This window comes from Flavobacteriales bacterium (genome assembly GCA_016715895.1).
Classification (GTDB): Bacteria; Bacteroidota; Bacteroidia; order Flavobacteriales_F; family PHOS-HE28; genus PHOS-HE28.
The window spans coordinates 1,412,501-1,433,935 of the sequence record JADJXH010000003.1; the positions used below are offsets into that span (position 1 = coordinate 1,412,501).

At 64.6% G+C, this 21,435-nt stretch carries 17 protein-coding genes, 2 tRNA genes and 2 rRNA genes (1 of these 21 running past the window's edge); 10 read left to right on the plus strand and 11 right to left on the minus strand.

Annotation, left to right across the window (positions count from 1 at the left end; genetic code table 11):
• From IPM49_06310 to IPM49_06340, 7 genes are all read right to left on the minus strand, one after another.
• Window positions 1–247, minus strand: a 23S ribosomal RNA gene (locus tag IPM49_06310) (it extends 2,643 nt beyond the left edge of the window).
• A gap of 128 nt (window positions 248–375) precedes the next feature.
• Window positions 376–449: transfer RNA gene (locus IPM49_06315), tRNA-Ala, on the minus strand.
• Between the two features lie 12 nt (window positions 450–461).
• Window positions 462–538, minus strand: a tRNA-Ile gene (locus tag IPM49_06320).
• A gap of 108 nt (window positions 539–646) precedes the next feature.
• Window positions 647–2,170 (minus strand): 16S ribosomal RNA (locus tag IPM49_06325).
• The 16S and 23S rRNA genes sit together here with 2 tRNA genes alongside, the layout of an rRNA operon.
• A gap of 370 nt (window positions 2,171–2,540) precedes the next feature.
• On the minus strand, window positions 2,541–3,251 hold the full coding sequence (locus IPM49_06330) for an SDR family oxidoreductase (GenBank protein ID MBK9274138.1): 711 nt from the start codon (window positions 3,249–3,251) through the stop codon (window positions 2,541–2,543).
• Window positions 3,248–4,042, minus strand: coding sequence for a monofunctional biosynthetic peptidoglycan transglycosylase (gene mtgA, locus IPM49_06335; GenBank protein MBK9274139.1), 795 nt, complete (start codon window positions 4,040–4,042; stop codon window positions 3,248–3,250). The genes IPM49_06330 and mtgA overlap by 4 nt, the downstream gene beginning before the upstream one ends.
• Before the next feature lie 60 nt (window positions 4,043–4,102).
• The gene (locus IPM49_06340; GenBank protein ID MBK9274140.1) at window positions 4,103–4,462 is read right to left on the minus strand and encodes a hypothetical protein; all 360 of its coding nucleotides are present in this window, start codon (window positions 4,460–4,462) and stop codon (window positions 4,103–4,105) included.
• Window positions 4,463–4,647: 185 nt separating this feature from the next.
• Here IPM49_06340 and IPM49_06345 point away from each other — a divergent pair, with 185 nt between their 5' ends.
• Both IPM49_06345 and IPM49_06350 read left to right on the plus strand, forming a co-directional pair.
• Complete coding sequence (locus IPM49_06345) at window positions 4,648–5,208, plus strand: sigma-70 family RNA polymerase sigma factor (protein ID MBK9274141.1); 561 nt, start codon at window positions 4,648–4,650, stop codon at window positions 5,206–5,208.
• Window positions 5,208–5,591, plus strand: a complete 384-nt coding sequence (locus IPM49_06350) for a hypothetical protein (GenBank protein MBK9274142.1) — start codon at window positions 5,208–5,210, stop codon at window positions 5,589–5,591. Before IPM49_06345 ends, IPM49_06350 begins: the two co-directional genes overlap by 1 nt.
• Here IPM49_06350 and tpx read toward each other — a convergent pair.
• Window positions 5,588–6,073, minus strand: coding sequence for a thiol peroxidase (gene tpx / locus IPM49_06355; protein ID MBK9274143.1), 486 nt, complete (start codon window positions 6,071–6,073; stop codon window positions 5,588–5,590). The genes IPM49_06350 and tpx overlap by 4 nt on opposite strands.
• A 74-nt stretch (window positions 6,074–6,147) precedes the next feature.
• Window positions 6,148–8,403, minus strand: coding sequence for a phosphoribosylformylglycinamidine synthase subunit PurL (gene purL / locus IPM49_06360; protein MBK9274144.1), 2,256 nt, complete (start codon window positions 8,401–8,403; stop codon window positions 6,148–6,150).
• Between the two features lie 88 nt (window positions 8,404–8,491).
• On the opposite strand from purL, the gene IPM49_06365 reads away from it, so the two are divergent.
• The 5 genes from IPM49_06365 to IPM49_06385 all read left to right on the plus strand — a co-directional run bounded on the left by IPM49_06365 (window position 8,492) and on the right by IPM49_06385 (window position 15,673).
• Window positions 8,492–9,802, plus strand: a complete 1,311-nt coding sequence (locus IPM49_06365; GenBank protein ID MBK9274145.1) for a hypothetical protein — start codon at window positions 8,492–8,494, stop codon at window positions 9,800–9,802.
• Window positions 9,799–11,442: an amidohydrolase gene (locus tag IPM49_06370; protein ID MBK9274146.1), complete on the plus strand. Its 1,644-nt coding sequence runs from the start codon at window positions 9,799–9,801 to the stop codon at window positions 11,440–11,442. The genes IPM49_06365 and IPM49_06370 overlap by 4 nt, the downstream gene beginning before the upstream one ends.
• A gap of 16 nt (window positions 11,443–11,458) precedes the next feature.
• Window positions 11,459–12,448 (plus strand): polysaccharide deacetylase family protein, encoded by a 990-nt coding sequence (locus IPM49_06375; GenBank protein MBK9274147.1) that lies wholly within the window; start codon window positions 11,459–11,461, stop codon window positions 12,446–12,448.
• Window positions 12,438–13,205, plus strand: coding sequence for a formyl transferase (locus tag IPM49_06380; protein MBK9274148.1), 768 nt, complete (start codon window positions 12,438–12,440; stop codon window positions 13,203–13,205). The genes IPM49_06375 and IPM49_06380 overlap by 11 nt, the downstream gene beginning before the upstream one ends.
• Window positions 13,206–13,330: 125 nt before the next feature.
• The gene (locus tag IPM49_06385; GenBank protein MBK9274149.1) at window positions 13,331–15,673 is read left to right on the plus strand and encodes a CotH kinase family protein; all 2,343 of its coding nucleotides are present in this window, start codon (window positions 13,331–13,333) and stop codon (window positions 15,671–15,673) included.
• Window positions 15,674–16,210: 537 nt separating this feature from the next.
• Here IPM49_06385 and IPM49_06390 read toward each other — a convergent pair.
• Complete coding sequence (locus IPM49_06390; protein ID MBK9274150.1) at window positions 16,211–16,672, minus strand: helix-turn-helix transcriptional regulator; 462 nt, start codon at window positions 16,670–16,672, stop codon at window positions 16,211–16,213.
• 11 nt (window positions 16,673–16,683) lie between these two features.
• The gene (locus IPM49_06395) at window positions 16,684–16,863 is read right to left on the minus strand and encodes a hypothetical protein (protein MBK9274151.1); all 180 of its coding nucleotides are present in this window, start codon (window positions 16,861–16,863) and stop codon (window positions 16,684–16,686) included.
• A gap of 130 nt (window positions 16,864–16,993) precedes the next feature.
• On the opposite strand from IPM49_06395, the gene IPM49_06400 reads away from it, so the two are divergent.
• Genes IPM49_06400 through IPM49_06410 form a run of 3 tightly spaced genes read left to right on the plus strand, consistent with a single transcriptional unit; the run spans window position 16,994 to window position 21,425 of the window.
• The gene (locus IPM49_06400; GenBank protein ID MBK9274152.1) at window positions 16,994–20,281 is read left to right on the plus strand and encodes an FG-GAP repeat protein; all 3,288 of its coding nucleotides are present in this window, start codon (window positions 16,994–16,996) and stop codon (window positions 20,279–20,281) included.
• Window positions 20,281–20,814, plus strand: coding sequence for an OmpH family outer membrane protein (locus IPM49_06405; protein MBK9274153.1), 534 nt, complete (start codon window positions 20,281–20,283; stop codon window positions 20,812–20,814). Before IPM49_06400 ends, IPM49_06405 begins: the two co-directional genes overlap by 1 nt.
• A complete protein-coding gene (locus tag IPM49_06410; protein ID MBK9274154.1) occupies window positions 20,811–21,425 on the plus strand; it encodes a hypothetical protein in 615 nt (204 codons plus the stop codon). The genes IPM49_06405 and IPM49_06410 overlap by 4 nt, the downstream gene beginning before the upstream one ends.
• Window positions 21,426–21,435: the final 10 nt, after the last annotated feature.

A 21,435-nucleotide genomic window follows, 5' to 3' on the forward strand; every position in this document is an offset into this window, starting at 1 on the left:
TTTTCGCTCGCCACTACTCGGGGGATCTCTACTTGATTTCTTTTCCTCCAGGTACTTAGATGTTTCAGTTCCCTGGGTTCGCTTCCCTTTCGGGATATCCAGTCTTCAACTGGATGGGTTTCCCCATTCGGAGATCCGCGGATCACAGGATATTATGCTCCTCCCCGCGGCTTATCGCAGCCTATCGCGTCCTTCATCGCCTCTGAGAGCCAAGGCATCCGCCGTACGCCCTTAGTAACTTTTCAACCTTCGAGGTTTTGCTCGGTGGACCGATCTCTCGGTCTGTTTTGGTCGGTCTAACAAACACGTCAAAGAACAGTGCCCTGGATGGGCCGCCCGCTGAACGGACCTTGCGGAACGTTCGGCCTGGCGCAGTGGAGAATATCGGAGTCGAACCGATGACCTCCTGCTTGCAAAGCAGGCGCTCTAGCCAGCTGAGCTAATTCCCCGTTCCCTATCCCTGGTAGTCCTGCGCAGATTTGAACTGCGGACCTCTACATTATCAGTGTAGCGCTCTAACCAGCTGAGCTACAGGACTAGGAGATGGTCACGGTGGCACCGTTAAAAATATCATCCATCTGAGACAGCGAAGGTCGGACCCTCTCCGGAGAGAGGGAACGAAGGGCTTGTCGAGCGATCGCTCTAAAAAGGAGATGTTCCAGCCGCACCTTCCGGTACGGCTACCTTGTTACGACTTAGCCCCAGTCACCGGTTTTGCCCTAGGCAGCTCCTTGCGGTCACCGACTTCAGGCACCCCCGGCTTCCATGGCTTGACGGGCGGTGTGTACAAGGCCCGGGAACGTATTCACCGCATCATGGCTGATATGCGATTACTAGCGATTCCAGCTTCACGGAGTCGGGTTGCAGACTCCGATCCGAACTGAGACGAGTTTTAGAGATCGGCATCCGCTCGCGCGGTAGCTTCCCTTTGTTCCTCGCCATTGTAGCACGTGTGTAGCCCAGGACGTAAGGGCCGTGATGACTTGACGTCGTCCCCACCTTCCTCACCGTTTACACGGGCAGTTTCTCTAGAGTCCCCGGCATTACCCGCTGGCAACTAGAGATGGGGGTTGCGCTCGTTATGGGACTTAACCCGACACCTCACGGCACGAGCTGACGACAGCCATGCAGCACCTCGCACGCCGTCCGAAGAAGAGGACGTTTCCGCCCCTGTCGTCGTGCGTTCGAGCCCTGGTAAGGTTCCTCGCGTATCATCGAATTAAACCACATGCTCCACCGCTTGTGCGGGCCCCCGTCAATTCCTTTGAGTTTCAGCCTTGCGGCCGTACTCCCCAGGTGGATCACTTAACGCTTTCGCTAGGTGACTGACCGTATATCGCCAATCACGAGTGATCATCGTTTACGGCGTGGACTACCAGGGTATCTAATCCTGTTCGATCCCCACGCTTTCGTGCCTCAGCGTCAGTATCGCCTTAGTGAGCTGCCTTCGCAATTGGTGTTCTGTGCCATATCTAAGCATTTCACCGCTACACGGCACATTCCGCCCACTTCAAGCGCACTCAAGAATGGCAGTATCAATGGCAATTCTACAGTTAAGCTGCAGGATTTCACCACTGACTTACCACCCCGCCTACGCACCCTTTAAACCCAATGAATCCGGATAACGCTTGCACCCTCCGTATTACCGCGGCTGCTGGCACGGAGTTAGCCGGTGCTTATTCCTCAGGTACCGTCAACCCGGGACACGTCCCGGGGTTTCTTCCCTGATAAAAGCAGTTTACAACCCGTAGGGCCGTCTTCCTGCACGCGGCATGGCTGCGTCAGAGTTTCCTCCATTGCGCAATATTCCTCACTGCTGCCTCCCGTAGGAGTCTGGTCCGTGTCTCAGTACCAGTGTGGGGGATAACCCTCTCAGGCCCCCTAACGATCGTAGCCTAGGTGAGCCGTTACCTCACCTACTAGCTAATCGTGCGCATGGTCATCCTGTACCGCCGGAGCTTTCAAACCCGAGTGATGCCACTCAAGCTATTACGGGGTATTAATCCTCCTTTCGGAGGGCTATTCCCCAGTACAGGGCAGATTCCATACGTGTTACGCACCCGTGCGCCGGTCGCCGGCGATGTATTGCTACACCCCGCTGCCCCTCGACTTGCATGTGTTAAGCCTGCCGCTAGCGTTCATCCTGAGCCAGGATCAAACTCTCCGTTGTAAAAGTTTGTTTGATCTTGGTCTCGACGTGGCCCTTCTTCTCGATCTGTGATCAAGAGGACCTTCTGCTGTTCTCAGAATGGACAATACTTCAAAGAACGTTTATGAAGTCCGGGGCGAACCCGGTCATCAGACGTTGTCAGACCCTCGTTCCACGCGGACATTTCCGCAAGAGGGAGGGCAAAAGTAGCTCTTCGGTGGATACCACCATCATGCCGGTGAAAGTTTTTTTGAACAACCCGCGCCCGGCGCTACTTACAGCCCTTCCAGAGGGACAGAACGAAAGAACGTTTGCTCGAAAGCGGCTGCAAATGTAGGTGGTTGTCCAACCTGAAACAACACATAGGCAAGAATTTTTTCACACCCCGGCCTCAAGGGGTGCTCAGCGACATCGGTAACACCTTGCCGTTGAAGTAGTTATGACCTTCGAGGAGGAAGCGGGCCACCTCCCCTCCCATGGCCTCGGCCGTCACCGGGGCTTGGTATCCGGGGAAGGCCTCACGCAGCATATCGGTGTCCACCGCCCCCAGGGCCAGGCAGTTACAGCGAACCTGCCGGTCGCTCAGCTCCTCGGCCAGGCATTCGGTGAGCCCCGCCAGCGCCATCTTCGACGCACTATAGCCGGCCAGGCCAGGGAACTTCACGCTGCCCTGCACCCCGCCCATGCTGCCGATGTTCACCACATGCCCCGGCGGATCGCCGCTCAGCCGGTCGGCCAACGCCTGCGCGAGCAGGAAGGGGACCGATGCGTTCACCAGGAACAGGCTCCGCAGATCTTCCGCGGTCCAGGTGCCGAAGGCCCGCTTTCGCAGCAGGCCCGCGTTGTTGAGCAATCCCCGCACCCGACGCTCACCCACCTGCTGCACCACCCGGTCCACCGCACCATCCGCGGCCAGATCGAGCGCCAGGGCCTCCACCCGCCCCGGGGATCCGGCGCACGCCTGCTGCAGGGAGCGCAGGGCCGCTTCATCCCGCGCGATCGCCAGGACATTCAGCCCGTGCCTGCCGGCCAGAGCCCGGACCGCCTCACGGCCCACACCGCGGCTGGCGCCGGTCACCACGACGAGGTCGTTCGTGCTCATGTCCGCTTTCGTTGTCGGCGCCGTTCCTCGCGGCGTTGCTCGCGGCGTTGCTCGCGGCGTTGCTCGCGCTGTTCCTCGCGCTCCTGTTCCTCGCGCGCCCTGGCCAGCACCGCCGGGTCGAGCTGATCGCCGAGGTTGTCCATCTGATGGGCGATCCACTGCTGCCGTGAGCGCACGAAGCCGCCCGGGCGCTGGCACGAATACCGACGCGGGGCGGGCAGCACGGCGGCCAGCAAGGCGGCCTCCTGCACCCCAAGGCGTGAAGCGCTCTTGCCGAAACACCGCTGTGCGGCGGCCTCCGCACCAAAGGTGCCCGGTCCGAGCTCCGCGATGTTCAGGTACACCTCCAGGATCCGCTCCTTGGACCAGAGCAGCTCAATGAGCGCCGTGAACCAGACCTCGAGCCCCTTGCGGACCCAGGTGCGGCCCTGCCAGAGGAACACGTTCTTGGACACCTGCTGGCTGATGGTGCTGGCGCCCTTCACGCGCCCCCTCCCCTTCCGGCGCTCGTTATGGTCCAGCGCCTTCCCGATGGCCTCGATGTCGAAGCCGTGGTGGAACATGAACTTCTGGTCCTCGGCGGCGATCACCGCGTTGGGGAGGGTGCGGGCCATGGCCTCCAAGGCGCGCCAGCTGCGGTCCGCCCGCCCCTGCTCGACGCGTTGAACGAGCATGGTGGACGTGACCGGGGGAGGAAGCACCGCCAGGATGAGCACCCAACCGATGCTCAGGCCGATGCACCAGAGGGCGACGGCGGCGAGGGTCCGGAAGAGGCGTCGCAGGAGGCGCATGGCACAAAAGAACGAAGCGGTGCCGTACGGGCACCGCTCCGATCGATCCAGCGGACGTCGTTACCCCTGTTGCTTGCGCCGGACGATGAGGTGGTGCGCGATGAGGGCCGCTCCCCCGAAGACGAGGACGCAGATGAAGTAAGGCAGCGGATAATCCTCTTCGCTCACGGGCAGGTGACCATACATCGCCTTCTCCATGAAATGCCCGAAGAGAAGCCCGAGCCCGATGGCGAGGAGGAAGAGCCCGTTGCGCAGCCCGCGCATGGGCACCTCCCGGTCCTGCAGGCTGCCGGGGTCCATGCCCTTGTCGATCATGGCCATGCGCTGGCGATGCCGGGCGGTGACCGATACGTAGACGATCCCGAAGACCATCGCGAAGAGCGTGACCGGGATGAAGACCTCTGCTGCTGGCGTTCCCATGTTCAAGTGCGGTTGTGCTGGTGTGACGCCGTCGCCCCCCGGGTCGGTTACGATCGATGGTCAGCGGTCCAACGCGCTCAACCCGGGAATGCGCCGCTCGTGTGTAGCGGTCATTCTACGTCGTTCCCGACAGGCACCTTCGTAACCGCAACGACCGAATCACCGTCCCATCCATGACCGGTCCCATGCCCGAGGAGGAGCTCATCGAAGCCGCCCGCAAGGGTGACCAGCAGGCGTATGCCCGGCTGATGCGCTCGTACAAGCACATGGTGTACACCGTGTGCATGCGGGTGCTGCGGAACCGCGAGGAGGCCGAGGAGGCCACCCAGGACAGTTTCGTGAAGGCCTATCGGAACCTCGCCTCCTATCAGGGGGGCGCGCGCTTCAGCACGTGGTTGTACAGCATCGCCTACCGCACGGCGCTTTCGGCGTTGCGCGCACGCCGCACCGGAACGGTCGATCTGGAGGCCGCACCGGACCGTGTGCTGGCCGGACCTGCCCCGGCGTTCGGCCATGCGCAGGACCTGCATGCGATGGTGGAGGAGGCGCTTTCCAGGATGCCGGCGGAGGACGCCGCGCTGATGACCTTTTACTACCTGCAAGACCGGAGCGTGGAGGAGATCGTAACCATCACGGGCCTATCGGTGTCCAACGTGAAGGTGAAACTCCACCGGGCGCGCAAACGGATGCTCGAGCTGGTGCAGGGCCACTGGAAAGCCGAGGCATGGACGCTGATCAACGACTGATGGACGATGCGCAGGACGCGCGGCTGCGTGCCCTGTTCCAGAGCGCCGGGCCGCTGGCGGCACCGGACGACCTTGAACAGCTGGTCCTGGCGCGGTTGAGCGCCGCCCCGGTGCGTGTGCCGGTGGACAGCAGGCCTTTGCTGAGCTGGAAGGCGTGGGCGGGAGCCCTGGTCGCGTTCCTGGGCTTGTGGCTGTGGACAGCCCTGCCCTCCACGACGGCGATGCGCTCCACGGCCCTGCCGGAGCTCGCGATGCCCAAGGTGGATGTGCTCCTTGCACTGCTTTCCACGCCGTGGACCTTGATGACCATCGCCACCGGCGCGCTCCTCCTCCTCCTGGACACCGTGCTGATCCGGCCCAGGTTGGCCGCCCGCTCCGTCTAGAGCAGCGGTCGCACCGCGCCGATCACCGCATCGTAGTCCGGCTCGGCGCCCAGTTCCGGGGTGAGCTCGAAATGCCGGATGACGCCCTGGCGGTCGATGACCCAGACCGCACGGCAGTGCAGTCCTTCCATCGGCCCTTCGGCGATGGCGGCACCCCAGCCGGTGGCCATGTCGCGGTAGCGGAAGTCACTTCCCGTGTGGACGTTGGCGATGCCCTCGGTCTCGCAGAAGCGCTTCATGGCGAAGGGCAGGTCCATGCTGACGACCAGCACATGGGCGCCCAGGCCGGCGGCCTTCTGGTTGAAGGTGCGGGTCTCGGTGGCACACACACTGGTGTCCAGGCTGGGCAGGCAGAAGAGCACGACCACCTCGCCGCGGAGGGAGGCCAGCTCGTGGTTGGACTTGTCCTGCTTGACATAGCGCAGGGCCGGAGCGGCCTGCCCGACGGCGGGCAGGGCGGAAAGGGTGCGGGGTTGGGGCATGGGTCTGGGTTGACGGTGACCGCCCCCTGATGCGGGCGCACCGGGGCGGAGATGGGCGGAACGCCGGGCGTCCGTTATTGTTCGTTCATCGCCTTGGGGAGGGCGCCTTCGTACACCTTGCGGGCGTCCTCGATGAGGCCGAAGGGTTCATCGTCCACCACGAGCTTGCCCTTGGTGACATGGCCCAGCAGGATGAAGGGCACGCGGCTGGCGCGCATCATGTCCAGGAAGGCGTTCTCCTGCTCCTCGTTCACGGCCACGGCCACGCGGCCCTGTCCTTCGCCGAAGAGGAAGGCATCGGGGCGCACCTCGCTGTCGGTGACGATGTCGAAGCCGAGCCCGTTCACCAGGCCCATCTCCACGAGCGTGACCCACAGGCCGCCGTCGCTCACATCGTGCGCGGCGGTGATGACGCTGGAGCGGATGAGCATGAGCAGCATGGTGTGCAGGCGGCCCTCCTCCTCCAGGTCGAAGTAGGGCGCGGGCGACCGGCGGATGCCGTGGTGCCGCACGAGGTACTCGCTGCATGCGATGTCGTCCGTGGACCGGCCGAGCAGGTAGATGAGCTCGCCCTTGCTGCGGAAGCCGAGGCCCATGCGCTTGGTGGCGTCGTTGAGCACACCGACCATGCCGATGGTGGGCGTGGGGAAGACCGGCACGGTGGAATCGGCGCTGACGGTCTGGTTGTAGAAGCTGACGTTGCCGCCGGTGACGGGTGTGCCGAGGGCGCGGCAGGCCTCGCCCATGCCGGCGATGGCCTCGCTGAACTGCCAGTACACCTCGGGGTCGTAGGGGTTGCCGAAGTTGAGGCAGTTGGTGACGCCGCAGGGGTCGCCGCCGCTGCAGGCGATGTTGCGGGCGGCCTCGCACACGGCGATCATGGTGCCCTTGCGGGGATCGGCATGCACGTAGCGGCCGTTGCAGTCCACGGTGACGGCGAGGGCCTTGCCGGTGTCGCGCAGCAGCACGAGCCCGGCGTCGCTGGGCGCGTTGGTGCTCATGTTGTTGGTGCGCACCATGCTGTCGTACTGCTCGTACACCCAGCGCTTGCTGGCGATGTTGGGGCTGGCCAGCAGGTCGTAGGCCACGGCGCGCAGGTCATCGGGCTCGGGCACGTCGGCCACGCGGAAGCGCTGGTTCTCGGCGTAGTAGGCCGGTTCCTTCACGGCCCGCTCGTACACCGGTGCCCCGCCCCCCAGGACGAGGCTCTCGGCCGGCACCTCCGCCACCAGACGGTCGTGCATGTAGTAGCGCAGGGTGCCTCCGTCGGTCACCGTGCCGATGGCCACGCAGTTGAGGTCCCACTTGTCGAAGATGGCCTTCACCTCGGCCTCGCGGCCCTTCTTCACCACCACGAGCATGCGTTCCTGGCTCTCGCTGAGCAGGATCTCCCATGCGTGCATGCCGGGCTGCCGGGTGGGCACACGGTCCAGGTGGATGTCCATGCCGGCGCCGCCCTTGGCGCTCATCTCGCTGGTGCTGCAGGTGATGCCGGCGGCGCCCATGTCCTGCATGCCGATGATGGCGTCGGTCTGCGCGAGCTCGAGCGAAGCTTCCAGCAGGAGCTTCTCCATGAAGGGGTCGCCCACCTGCACGGCGGGCAGGTCGTCCATGCTGGTGTCGGTGATGTCCTTGCTGGCGAAGCTGGCGCCGTGGATGCCGTCCTTGCCGGTGGCGCTGCCCACGATGAAGACGGGGTTGCCGGCACCGTGGCTGGTGGCGCTGATCACGCGGTCGGTGCGGACGATGCCCACGCTCATGGCGTTCACCAACGGATTGCTGGTGTAGCAGGGGTCGAAGTACACCTCGCCCCCGAGCACGGGAACGCCGAACGCGTTGCCGTAGTCACCGATGCCCTTCACCACGCCGCGCATGTGCCAGCGGCTGCGGGATTCGGTGGTGATGTCGCCGAAGCGCAGGCTGTTGAGCTGGGCGATGGGGCGCGCGCCCATGGTGAAGATGTCGCGGTTGATGCCGCCCACGCCGGTGGCCGCGCCCTGGAAGGGTTCGATGGCGCTGGGGTGGTTGTGGCTCTCGATCTTGAAGGCGCAGGCCCAACCGTCGCCGATGTCCACCAGGCCGGCGTTCTCCTGTCCCGCCTCGGCGAGGAGCTTGGGGCCGGTGCGGGGCAGGGTCTTCAGCAGGCGGATGGAGTTCTTGTAGGAGCAGTGCTCGCTCCACATCGCGCTGTAGATGCTCAGCTCGGTGAAGTTGGGCGTGCGTCCCAGGATGCCCTGGATCGTGTCGTACTCCTCGGGCAGCAGTCCGAGCTTGCGGGCGGTCTCCACCCCGGCCGGGGCGGTATCGGGGTCGAGCGTGGTGGTGGCCATATGCGGTGGCCAAAGGTAACCGCCGACACCCAGCGACCCATCCCACGGACATCCCCCCGGCGCGGCGCGCGTCTACCTTGTGCCGCCCATGTCAGGCCTGCTGCTCGCCACGGCATACACCGCGCTGCTGCTCTACATCGGCCGCCGGATGGCCCTGTTCCGCGGGGTGCCCGGGATCGGTGGCCCTGGACTTGCGGCGTTGTTCGGGCTGAAGCTGCTGGCCGGGGCCGCCCTGTTCGTGGTGTACACCCAGGTGTACCCGGACCGGAGCACGGCCGACATCTTCAAGTACTTCGACGACAGCGCCGTGATGCACGCCGCGCTGGGGGAGCGTCCGATGGACTTCCTGCGCATGCTCACGGGGGTGGGCAACGACTCCCCCTACTTCACCGAGCGCTACTACCTGGTGATGAACAACTGGGTGCGGCAGTACGAGAACAACGTGTACAACGACTCGCACACGATGATCCGGCTGAACGCGGTGCTGCGGATCCTGAGCCAAGGGCACTACGCGGTGCACACCGTGTTCGCGTGCGCCTTCAGCATGGTGGGGCTGGTGGCCCTGCACCGCGCGCTGGCCCCTTGGGCGAAGGGGATGGAGCGCGGGCTCGCCGCGGTGGTGTTCCTGTGGCCCAGCGCGCTGTTCTGGCCGAGCGCCCCCTTGAAGGAGAGCCTGCTCATGCTCGGCCTCGGACTCTTCCTCTGGGGCGCGCTGCACAGCGGCCGGCCGCGCCGTCCGGTCATCCTGGCGGCGGTGATCGGACTGGCGGTGATGCTGGTGGTGAAGTTCTACGTGCTGTTCTGCCTGGTGCCGGGCGTGCTGGCCGTGCTGCTTCAGCGCTGGCGCGGCGGGGGCATCGGGCGCTATGCGCTGGCCACCCACCTGGGGGCGGTGGTGCTCGTGATGATCTCCGGCACCCTGTTCCCGGGCTACGATGTGCTGGAACTGTTCCGGGTGAAGCAGAAGGACTTCATCGGCATGGCGACGGGTGTGGGCAGTGGCAGCCTGGTGGAGATGCCCCTGCTCGGCGACGGCGTGTGGGGCTTCGTGCGCAACGCCCCGCATGCGCTGTACATGACCTTCCTGTCGCCCTTCGAGGCGGCCGACCGGGGCGCGGTGGGCCTGGCGGGTGCGCTGGAGAACGCGGCGCTGCTCCTGCTGCCCGTGCTGGCGCTCTGGCGGCGCAGGTCCTGGCCGCACATGGACCGGTCGGCCCTGCTCTTCACCTGCTCCTTCCTGCTGTTGCTCGCGCTGGTGATCGGCTGGACGGTGCCGGTGGTGGGCGCCCTGGTGCGCTACCGCGTGCCCCTGCTGCCCTTCGTGGGCCTGTTGGCCCTGCTGCTGGTGGACACCCGTCGGCTGCCGACCTTCGTGGCCCGCCTGCTCCGCGCCTCATGAAGACCCTGTTTCCAACCATCGCCGCAGCCTTGGGCACAGGCGTGCTCCTGCTCACCGGCTGCTTCCAGCATGTGGAGGCCGACCTGGTGGTGCACAACGCGGTGATCCACAGCATGGATGAGGCCGGCACGGTGCACCAGGCCATGGCGGTGAAGGATGGACGCATCCTCGAGCTGGGCCCCGAGCGCGAGATCTTGAACCGGTACCGGGCCAAGGAGCGCTACGACGCCGCCGGCCGCTCGGTCTACCCCGGCTTCATCGACGGCCACTGTCACTTCCTCGGCTACGGGCTCAACAAGCAGAAGGTGGACCTCACGGGCACCCGCAGCTGGGCCGAGGTGCTGGAGCGCACGGCCGCGTTCGCCGGCACCCATCCCGGAACGGGTTGGCTGCTGGGCCGGGGCTGGGACCAGAACGACTGGCCCGGCGCACCATGGCCGGACAACACCGCGTTGGACTCGCTCTTTCCCGACCGCCCCGTGCTGCTGCAGCGCGTGGACGGCCACGCCGCCGTGGTGAACAGCGCGGCCATGCGCACCGTGGGGCTCGACGTGGAGGCCGAGGTGGAGGGCGGCTTGCTGGTGAAGCGCGACGGTCGACCCACGGGCCTGCTGGTGGACAACGCGGTGAACGTGTTCCAGCGCATCTTCGATGATGCGGACGAGGCCACCAAGCGACAGGCCCTGCTCGACGCGCAGGCCGACTGCCTCGCGGCCGGGCTGACGATGGTGGTGGACGCCGGGCTGGACACCAACACCATCGCCCTCATCCGCCGCATGCAGCAGGAAGGCGTGCTCCGGATCCGCGTGTACGCCATGGTGGCCGATGGTGCGGCGAACCTCGCGCACTTCGCGAAGCACGGGGCCATCGACGACGAGCGGTTGAAGGTGAACAGCGTGAAGGTCTACGCGGATGGCGCATTGGGCTCCCGCGGGGCGCTGCTGAAGGCACCGTACCACGACCAAGCCGGTCATCATGGCCTGCAGCTGGCCACGCGCGAACACTTCGCGGAGGTGGCGGCCTGGTGCAAGGCGCACGGCTTCCAGATGAACACGCACTGCATCGGCGACAGCGCCAACAAGCTGCTGCTGGACGTGTACGGCGAAGTGCTCGGCGGCACCAACGATCGGCGGTGGCGGATCGAGCATGCGCAGGTGGTGTCGCCCCAGGACAGGCCGCTCTTCGCGCGGTACAGCATCGTGCCGAGCGTGCAACCCACCCACGCCACGAGCGATGGGCCGTGGGCGGAGCAGCGGCTGGGGCCCGACCGGATCGCACATGCCTATGCCTACGAGGACCTGCGCCGCGCCATGGGCCTGGTGGCGCTGGGCACGGACTTCCCCGTGGAGGGCATCGACCCGCTGCAGACCTACCGCAGCGCCGTGCTGCGGCAGGCGGCGGACGGCTGGCCCGAGGGCGGGTACCAGCCGGCGAACGCGCTGAAGCCGATGGACGCCCTGCGCGGCATCACCATCTGGAACGCGCTGGCCACCTTCACGGAGGATGAGCTCGGCAGCCTGGAAGCGGGGAAGCGGGCGGACCTGACGGTGGTGGACCGCGACCTGGCGAAGGCCGATGCCGACGGCCTGCGCAAGGCCCGTGTGGTGGCCACCTTCGTGAACGGCGAGCGCCTGCACTGACGATACCTTGGCCACGATGACCACCGGTGCGTTCGTGCTCTCGCTCGACTTCGAGCTGTACTGGGGCATGCGCGACCGGCGCACGCTGGAGGCCTACGGTCCACGGATCCTGGGCGTGCGCCAGGCGCTTCCGCGGATGCTCGCCGCCTTCGATGCGCATGGCGTGAAGGCCACCATCGCCACCGTGGGGCTGCTCTTCTTCCGCGACAAGGCCTCCTTGCAGGCGGGACTGCCGGCGCTGCGGCCCGGCTACACGAACACGATGCTCTCGCCCTACCACGGCCACATCGATGGCATCGGTGTGGACGAGCAGCACGACCCCTACCACTTCGGGGCCTCCCTCGTCCGGCTGATCCAGCAGCATCCCGCGCACGAGATCGCCGGCCACACCTTCAGCCACTACTACTGCCTGGAGCGGGGCCAGACCGAGGCGGAGTTCGCCGCCGACCTGGAGGCGGCCCAACGCGCCGCCGCGGCATACGGGATCGCGTTGAGGAGCTTCGTGTTCCCGCGCAACCAGTACAACGAGCGCTACCTGGCCCTGTGCCATGCCCATGGCATCCGGGCCTACCGCGGCAACGAGCGCAGCTGGCTGTACGATGCGCGCAACCGCGAGGACGAATCGCGCTTCCGCCGGGCCTTGCGCCTGCTGGACACCTGGCTGCCGCTCAGCGGGCCCAACACCCACGCCTGGCCGGTGGTGCAGGACGGACTGCCGGTGGATGTTCCGTCCAGCCGCTTCCTACGCCCGTGGTCGCCGCGCTATGCAATGCTGGACGGGATGAAGCTCCGCCGCATCACCCGCGCCATGGACCATGCGGCAGGACGCGGCGAGCTGTTCCACCTGTGGTGGCATCCGCACAACTTCGGCGCCGACCTGGAGCGCAACATGGCCTTTCTGGAGCGGGTGCTCGCGCATTACACGCACCTCCACCGCAGCACCGGCCTGCGCAGCCTCACCATGACCGAGGTGGCCGAGGAAGCCCGATCCCGCCATGGCCGCTGAACGCGTGGTGCTGCTGGCGCGGGCGAGCTGGGCCACCGCCATGCTCTACCACACCCTGGCCGCGCACTTCGATGTGCAGGTGGTGCTGGAGGACCCGCCGCCCACCATGCAGCTCCTTCGCTCACGCATCCGCCGGCTGGGGCTGTGGCGCGTGCTCGGCCAGGTGCTCTTCCAGGTGTGCGTGGCGTGGCCGCTGGCGAAGCGATCGAAGGAGCGCGTCCAGGCCATCCTGCGATCGACGGGAACATCCCAAGCGCCGATCCCCGCGGCCGTCACCCATCGCGTGCCCACCGTGAACGGTGCGGCTTGCCACGCCCTGCTCCAGCGCCTGGCCCCGCGCGTCGTGGTGATCAACGGCACACGCATCCTGAAGGGCGCCACCTTGAAGGCCATCGGTGTGCCCGTGCTGAACACGCACGTGGGCATCACCCCGCGCTACCGCGGTGTGCACGGCGCCTACTGGGCCCTGGTGAACGACGATCGCGCGCACTGCGGAGTCACGGTTCACCTGGTGGACGAAGGGATCGATACCGGAGGTGTGCTGCATCAAGCGGTGATCGACCCCGGTCCCGAGGATGACTTCAGCACCTATCCGGTGCTGCAGATCGCCGCCGGCTGTCCCCTGATGGTGCGGGCGGTGCGGGAAGCTGTGGACGGCAGGCTGCGGGTGGTGAACGGCACAGCGGACAGCGGCCGCTGGTACCATCCCACTTTGGGGGAGTATCTCCGTCATCGCCTGCGGAAAGGCGTGCGCTGAAGGGCTTCGTTCGACGATCCGCCGACCGGACCGGTCGAATGGCGAGGTGCCGGATCAAACCTCGAGGTTAACTCGGTGTCAATTCCGCGTTACGGCGACCTGAACGCTGTACGCACTCCATCCCCATGCCTCACCGGACCACCGCCCTGCTCCTCGCCACAACCCTGTTCCTCACGAACGCCGTTGCGCAGAACCTGCCCATGGAGCAGTACCACAGCCCGGACGGGCATCAACTGCTGCTGGGCGGTCTGCCGAGCACCGGCCTCTACGAGAAGGGCGTGCTCCGCACGCTCGACCTGCAGTTCGCGCAGTCGAACTACTGGCAGCAGCTTCAGCAGAACTACCAAAGCCAGACGGACATCCTGGCCACGCTCACGGTGGACGGCACCGTGTACGACAGCGTGGGGGTGCGCTTCAAAGGGCAGACGAGCTACATGATGCTTCCGCCCGGCGCGCAGAAGATGTCCTTCAACGTGACCCTGGACCATGTGGACCCGGGGCAGGACCTGATGGGCTACACCACGCTGAACCTGAACAACGCGTTCCAGGACCCGTCCTTCCTGCGTGAGGTGGTGTTCCTGGACCTGATCCGCGACCATGTGCCGGCGGCGAAGGCCAACTACGTGCACCTGAACATCAATGGCGCGAGTTGGGGGGTGTATCCCAACGTGCAACAGTTGAACAAGGACTTCATCAGCGAGTGGTTCCAGAGCAACGACGGGCATCGGTGGCGTGCCGACCGTCCGGACGGCCAGGTGGGTGGCGGTGGCGGTCCCAGCTGGGGCGATGGCACCGCCGCGCTGAACGACCTGGGCCCCGACACCGCGGACTATCAGCAGTACTACACGCTGAAAGGCACGGACCTTACGACCAACCCGTGGGAAGCCCTGGTGCGCACCTGCCAGAAGGTGGACGGCCTGCCGCAGGGGCAGCTCTTCGACAGCCTGCCGCGCTACCTGGAAATCGACCGCACGCTGTGGTTCCTGGCCTCGGAGATCGCGTTCGGCGACGACGACAGCTACGTGTACAAGGGGAAAATGGACTACTACCTCTATTGGGAGCCGCTCTCGGAGCGCATGGTGCCCCACGAGTTCGACGGCAACAGCGTGATGAAGAACAACACGGTGAACTGGAGCCCCTTCTACCACGAGACCGACGTGAACTACCCGCTGCTGAACCGGCTGCTGGCCGTGCCCGAATGGCGGCAGCGCTACCTGGCCCACCTGCGCACCCTCATCCACGAGAAGATGCAGAGCCCGACGTTCAATGCGCTGGTGGACAGCTATGTGGCGCTGATCGATGCCGAAGTGCAGGCCGATCCGAAGAAGCTGTACACCTACGCCAACTTTCAGACCGAGGTGAACGGGCTGAAGACCTACCTCACCAACCGCCGCAACACGTTGTTGGCCAACAGCGAGGTGGCCCAGCCGGCGCCGACGATCACCGCCGTGGAGCACATCGTATCCGGTACGGCCTGGCAGGCCCCGCTGCCCACGGAAAGCCCCGTGGTGCATGCGACCGTCACCAGCGGCAACGGCATCTTCGCCGTGCGGCTGTACCACGGCACCGGCATCGAAGGCACCTTCACGCGGACGGACATGTTCGATGATGGCCTGCACGACGACGGGGCCGCCGGCGACGGGGTGTACGGCGCCATCCTGCCGCCCTATGCGCCCAACACGGTGGTGCGCTACTACGTGGAGGCCGTGGCCAACAACCCCGACCGCACGGTGGTGTACGCACCGCCCGGCGCCGAACATGACGTGTACACCTACACGGTGCAGGCCCAGACGGCGGTGATGCCGGTGGTGATCAACGAGCTGATGACCGGCAACACCGTCACGGTGACGGACAACTACGGCGAGTACGAGGACTGGATCGAGCTCTTCAATGGCAGCGCGGCCGACATCGACCTGAGCGGCGGCTTCCTCACAGATGACGGCGCCGACCTGTTCAAGTGGCCGATCCCGCCGGGCTCCATCGTGCCGGCCGGTGGCTACCTCACCTTCTGGGCGGACGAGGACCAGGTGCAGGGCGACGGCCACACCAACTTCAAGCTCAGCGCCAGCGGCGAGGAGCTATGGCTGGTGAACGCCGACAGCGCGGTGGTGGACCATGTGGTGTTCGGCGTGCTCACCACGGACATGGGCTACGCGCGGGTGCCCAACGGCAGTGGTCCCTTCGTGGAACAGACGCCCACCTTCGCCGCCAACAACGACCTGGTCTCCGCCGTGCAGGAAGCGGAAGTGGCTGCCGCGTTCGAGGCGTACCCCAACCCCACCGCCGGCGCGTTGACCATCCGCTGCGCCACACCGACCGAGCTGCACCTGCTCGATGCCACAGGAAGGCGTGTGTGGAGCGGTCGTGTCAGCGGCAGCACGGACCTCGACCTCGGCGTGCATGCGGCCGGCAGCTACCTGCTCCGCTCCACCACCGGCGAGGTCCTGCGCGTGATGGTGGTGCGCTAGTGTAGTATTTCATCCTGCGGACTTGCAAGGGTCGGCCTCAGGATCGGACCAGTATATTAAAGGGCCATTGCGTTCGTCCGCCTTGACATGCGTGGGGGTGTATGTGTTATTATTGAGTATGGCACAACGAACACCGATCGGGAGAACAGGGTATGGCCGGCGCTGGTGAAGGATATGGTGCGCAACTCCCTTCGCTCGATGTTCTGGTGGCGCAGGCGGGGCTTTCCTATGGCACGGTGCTGCACGCCCTGAGATCGTGCCATGCCATGTTGTTCCCACCCCTATGTCCGCCGACCGGCGTGTTGGGCACCTGGGACAAGCTCCATATGGAGCGCCTCATGGCCACGGTGGAACAGATGGCCCTCTTGGACCGCGTGGATATCCGGGCACTAAGCACGCGTTGCGCCGACCAGGTCGCATGCTATGCACTTTGCCTCGAGCGGTGTGTCGCCCGGTCAAAGCAAGCCGGCGCCTCACCTGACGTACTATCCGTGCTCCGCAGGATCGTGGTCCTGGTGAACCAGGTGCGGTCCGCCATCACCCCACCTTCCGCTTGGCTTTCGTGAACTCGGCCACCCGGCGGTCGAGCTCGATGACCTGACGTTGGATGTGGTTCATTGTCTCATCCATGAGCACGTTCCGTTCCAGCTGAACCTGGATCGAGCGTTGGAGCAGGTCCTCCATCCGCACCAAGCGATCCTCACCTCCCGCTGAACCAGGGATCGATCGCGGTGGCTCGATCACCGTTCGCTCCTGTTCCTGCTTGAACGGTCGACCACGGCCGGTCAACAGCCACTCCGCACTGACCGATTCATATTTATTAAGTAACTGTTCAACCAAGAGGATGTTGGGCGGGTTCTTCCCCTTCCGGATGTTCGAGATGACCGCTTCCGAGGTCCCCAACTCCTTGCTGAAGCTATAGCCCGTGTGGCCCAACCGCTCCATCAGGTGGATGAAGCGTTCGTTCAGCGGAGCAAGTTTGGGGTGGGGGCTTGACACTTAATTTTTATTTAGTATACTTGACGGCCGAAGCACACCAAACCTACCCAGACCGCGATGGTGCGACCCAGCTCTTTCATGGAGATCATCAACCGCTTGCCGTTGATGAGATCAAGCTGCTCGGCACCAGCCTCATCGGAGGAGCCTCCCCCGCCATCGCTCGTGGCCCGGGCTCCGATCTGCATCAGCATCCTCCTAGCGCTTGGCGGGGTTGCACACGCCCAGGATACCCTACCGGTGGTGCGCGACATCCATCACCTTGGGGCCACGACACTCGGTTTCCTTTCAAGCCTTCCTGATAGCAGCAGATGGGGTGCTGCTGTGACCGGAATTGGTGATCTGAACGGGGATGGCGTACCCGAGCTGGTCGCAGGGCACAGTACCTACAACGGCGGTCGAGGGGCGGTATGGGTCCTGTTCATGAATGAAGAAGGTGGCGTGGACGACCATGTGCTGATCAGCAACAGCAGCGGTGGGCTCGGCGCGGTTCTCGATCCAGGGGACTCCTTTGGTTCAAGGGTCACCAATGCGGGGGACCTGAACACGGATGGCCGATCGGAACTCGCGGTAATCGCCTCAGGAGATGACGACGGTGGCACCGACCATGGCGCCGTGCACATCCTCTTCCTGACCGATTCCGGCACGGTCTCCAGCACGAGCAAGATCTCCGACACACAGGGAGGCTTCACGGGTACCATGACCAATGGTAACCGGTTCGCCGGTGCGCTCGGAGGCGTAGGAGACTTGAACGGGGACACCATTCCCGACCTGGCGGTCGGATCCTACCTGTCCAACACGGGAGGCAGTCAACGTGGAGCACTATGGATCCTGCATATGAAGGATGACGGCACCGTAGAGTCGCACCAACAGATCAGCTCGCAGAGCACTTGGCCTGGTGGAAGCCCGCTTGCGAACAGTTCACAATTCGGTTTCAGTGTCTGTGGCTTGGGTGATCTGGATGGTAACGGCCATCAGGATATCGCCGTTACCGCCCGTTACCACTACAACGGACCAGGACTTGCCCGCGGACGTGTATGGATCCTGTTCAGGGGCGTTGGTGGCAGCATCAGTGCTGTGCAAGCCATCGCACCAGGAGGTACTGGCGGACTGGCCACCACGATCACAGGGGCGGGTGGACATTTCGGCTGGAGCATTGCGAACGCGGGCGATGTGAACGGCGACGGTGTTGTGGACATGCTCATTTCCGCGCGCCAACAGGATGTGGACCATATCAATGACGGCGCGCTGTTCATCGGCTATCTCACAAGCGCAGGCACGTTGAGCCATGAAGAGATGATCAGTGAGAATGATGGGCTCCAGAATGACACGCTCGACCTCCAGAACTACAGCTATTTCGGTGCATCCGCTGCCCTGCTTGGTGACATAAGCGGCGACGGATCCCCGGACCTAGCGGTCTCCGCCAGCCACCATCCCTCCGGAGGCACCGAACGCGGCAAGGTGTATGTCCTCGAACTCGAACCCAAACCCATGATCGTTGAGGTGCTCACCTCGACCGCGCACCTCGATACGCTAGCGGCTGTTGACATCAACGTTCTTGGTGGTGCGCGCCCTTACAGATACATCCTGGGCGATCCCTTGGTGGTCGACAGCGTTCTGACCGGATGGGCCGATGCTGCGGACACCAGCGGATTGGCGTCCATCGGCGTACCGACGTGGGGCCTCTTCCGGCTCGACCGCAGCCATGTCCAGCCGATCCTTCTCACGCCCCCCGAGGCGCTGCCCACTGGGTCCTATAAGCTGCTGGTGATCGATGCGGCATCGGATACCGCGGAAACAGCCTTCACCCTCGGGCAGGACCTCCAAGCAGCATCTGCCGAGCAAGTAACGTTGTCCGATGGCCACCGGGTGACCAAGACCGGAAGTTCGGGCTGGGCTGATGGACGATGGTCCGGACGGAACACGGTATGTGGGACCGATCGTTGCTGGGTGCAGTTCCGTGCAGCTGCCGAGCCGATCCTCGCGGCTGTGGGCCTCAGTCCTTTTGGTGCAGCAGCGCTCGACGGATATGAGCAGATGACCTATGGCATCCTGCTCTCAGGGGACTCGGTACAGATCATCCATGGGGGTTCATTGCATTCGACCACGGCATCCGTGAACACCGAGGAGGAGTACATGGTGGAGCTCACGGACGGGCAGGTCCACTTCTCCAACACACAAGGCCTCCTTGCCTCCTTCGAGCAGGTCCATGGCGCCGATTGTCTCAGCCTCGATGTGGCCATCCACACAAGTGGAACAGGCGTTGTCGATCTGCGCACGGATGCACCAGCCTCCTTCACGGTCAGGGATAGCCTTGTACATGGTGGGGCGCTTGATCCGTCCAGCGGCGCCGTTCACCTCACATTCCTGCCGGATACAGGATCCTATTCGACCACCTGGAACAACGCAGCAGGCGCATCCAGCAGATCTGGGCTTGGTACGGAGACCTGGTCCACCCGGTCGACATCGACCTACTTCGGCGTTGGAGCACCCCGTGTGGTCCACGTCGGGCAGCGCCATCATTGGGAAGAAGCGACCGTGCATGCGGTGCGGGCCGACCAACGTGGACAGACCATTGCACGAAAAAGCGGAGGCACTGGCTGGGGACCTGTACATCTCACGGTGAACAGCTCGAACACCTTGGTGGACCACAGACTCCTCTGCGTGCCTGTGGTCGCGGACACAGCGCGACCGGAGTTCGTGGCCGGCTGGCGCGCAGAGGGCGACAGCAGCGTCGTGGCCTCCTGGCTGGTGCGGCCGTTCGGGCCGGCGTGGACGTTGGCCCATGCGATCGGTCCGGACTCCGCGCTCACCAGCGTGCTGGTCAGGCCAATGGATGAGCTACAGATCGTGAGCACCGTAAATGGAAGGGCCTTCCTGCTCAACCAGGATACTGTGGCGATCGACAGCACAACGGCACCCGTGGGACCGTTCCGGACCATGATCGCATTCCGCGATACGCTGAGCGAGGTCCAGCAGGTGCGCGGTTCGATGGCCGTTCCGCTGATCCTGAGCACCGAGGAGCTTGCCGGCGGTTTCCCCCTTTCCCTCGTAACGCCTTCGTTGGACACCATCACCGGCATCAGTGGTGGCCAGCTTACCGCGATCCTGGATCCCGGACCCGTTCCAGGTGATCATGAGCTGATCGTGGCGGCTACGGACACCACCGTGGCCCTCACCTTCCTGTTCGAGCTCGACAGTGGGCATGTGACCAATGTGCGTCTCGTGGTCGAGGATACCACCTACGCGATGGACCCCTCACAAGTGTCGACCGCCCCGCCGAACGTAGTGTCCCTATTTGATGAGCCTCGCTCCACGGGAACGGAGGCACCCGCGGCCATTCACCTGCTGCTCGAGGAGAACTTCCTGATGACACCGAACGACGACGACCATTACGACGAGTTCCGGGTGCTGGGTGTGGATCCACGAACGGACTATGAGCTCACCATCACGGACCGGCAGCAGAACATCCTCTTCCAGACCACCGATGCAGGATCGGCCTGGAACGGCAAGTACATGAACACCGGTAGCGCCAGCGCGGACGGCATCTACGTGTACCGCATCGAAGTGGACGGCGAAGTGATCGAAGGCTACTTCCAACTCAAGAACTGATGGAGAACAGGAGCCGCATGCTCATCGCGACCGGCCTGCTGCTGCTGGTGGCGAACCTGGCGCTTACCCTCGGCACGGTGCTCACACGGCCGCGGATCGCCTTCGTACGATCCCAGGAACTGGTGTATGGTTACATGGGCATGAAGGATGCCATGGCGGCCTTTCAGGAACGGGAACGAAGTGTCCAAGCCAACATTGACACCATGACCCGGGACCTGGAGCGGCGACTGACCGTGCTCCGGCATCCGGGTGCCTCGCCGACCGCCGTGGACCTGAAGGCCGTGAAACAGCAACAACAGGAACTCGTGAACTACCGGGGTCAGATGACCGATGAGCTCGCCCGGCAGGAGGAGGTGCTGCTCGCACCGGTGCTGGAGCAGGTGAACACGTTCGTGGAGCGATATGCGAAGGAGCATGGCTACGATGTGGTCCTTGGGACCACGGCATCCGGCAATCTGCTGCACGGCGATCCAGCGATGGACGTGACCGAGGACGTTCTCACCGCCTTGAACAACAGCTACGAAGGGCGATGAGGACCAGTGTTCTTGCGATTCTGCTGACGGCCTGCACCGGTCCATCGCCCTCCTTGGATGGGCCTGCCCTGCAGACCTATGCCCATGATGTGGAGCATGGCCTCACGAAGGAGCGCACGGTGGGGGACATCCGCACGCGGGTCACATTGCTGCCCGCTGCGCTCACCGCCTGGCGCGCCCTTCAAGCGGCCGACGATAGTTGCGCGGACCCCAACAGCGTACTCGATGCGCACAAGAGGATGCTCACGTTCGAACTGGCCATCGGTCCTTCGGCGGATGCGCGCGGGGATGTCCTGCTGGCCGGTGCCAGGAACGCACAAGAAGTGCAGCAACGGGTCTACGCGCTCCACTTCGATTGGGCCTCCATGGTGGAGCTCACCTGCGGAAGCCACCGGTCGGCACCGGTCCTCAGTGCGTTCGAGAACACCTATGGCATCACCGAACACCGCACCGTGACGCTGGCGTTCGCCCCGCGCGACAGCGCGGACATGGACTTCCACACCGCAAAGGAGATCCGGCTCACCTGGGACGACCAGGTCTTTGGCACGGGTCGACAGCATTTCCTGTTCGATCGCGCCGACCTGGAGGCGCTGCCACCCACCGCGCTCTAGCATCAAGAAC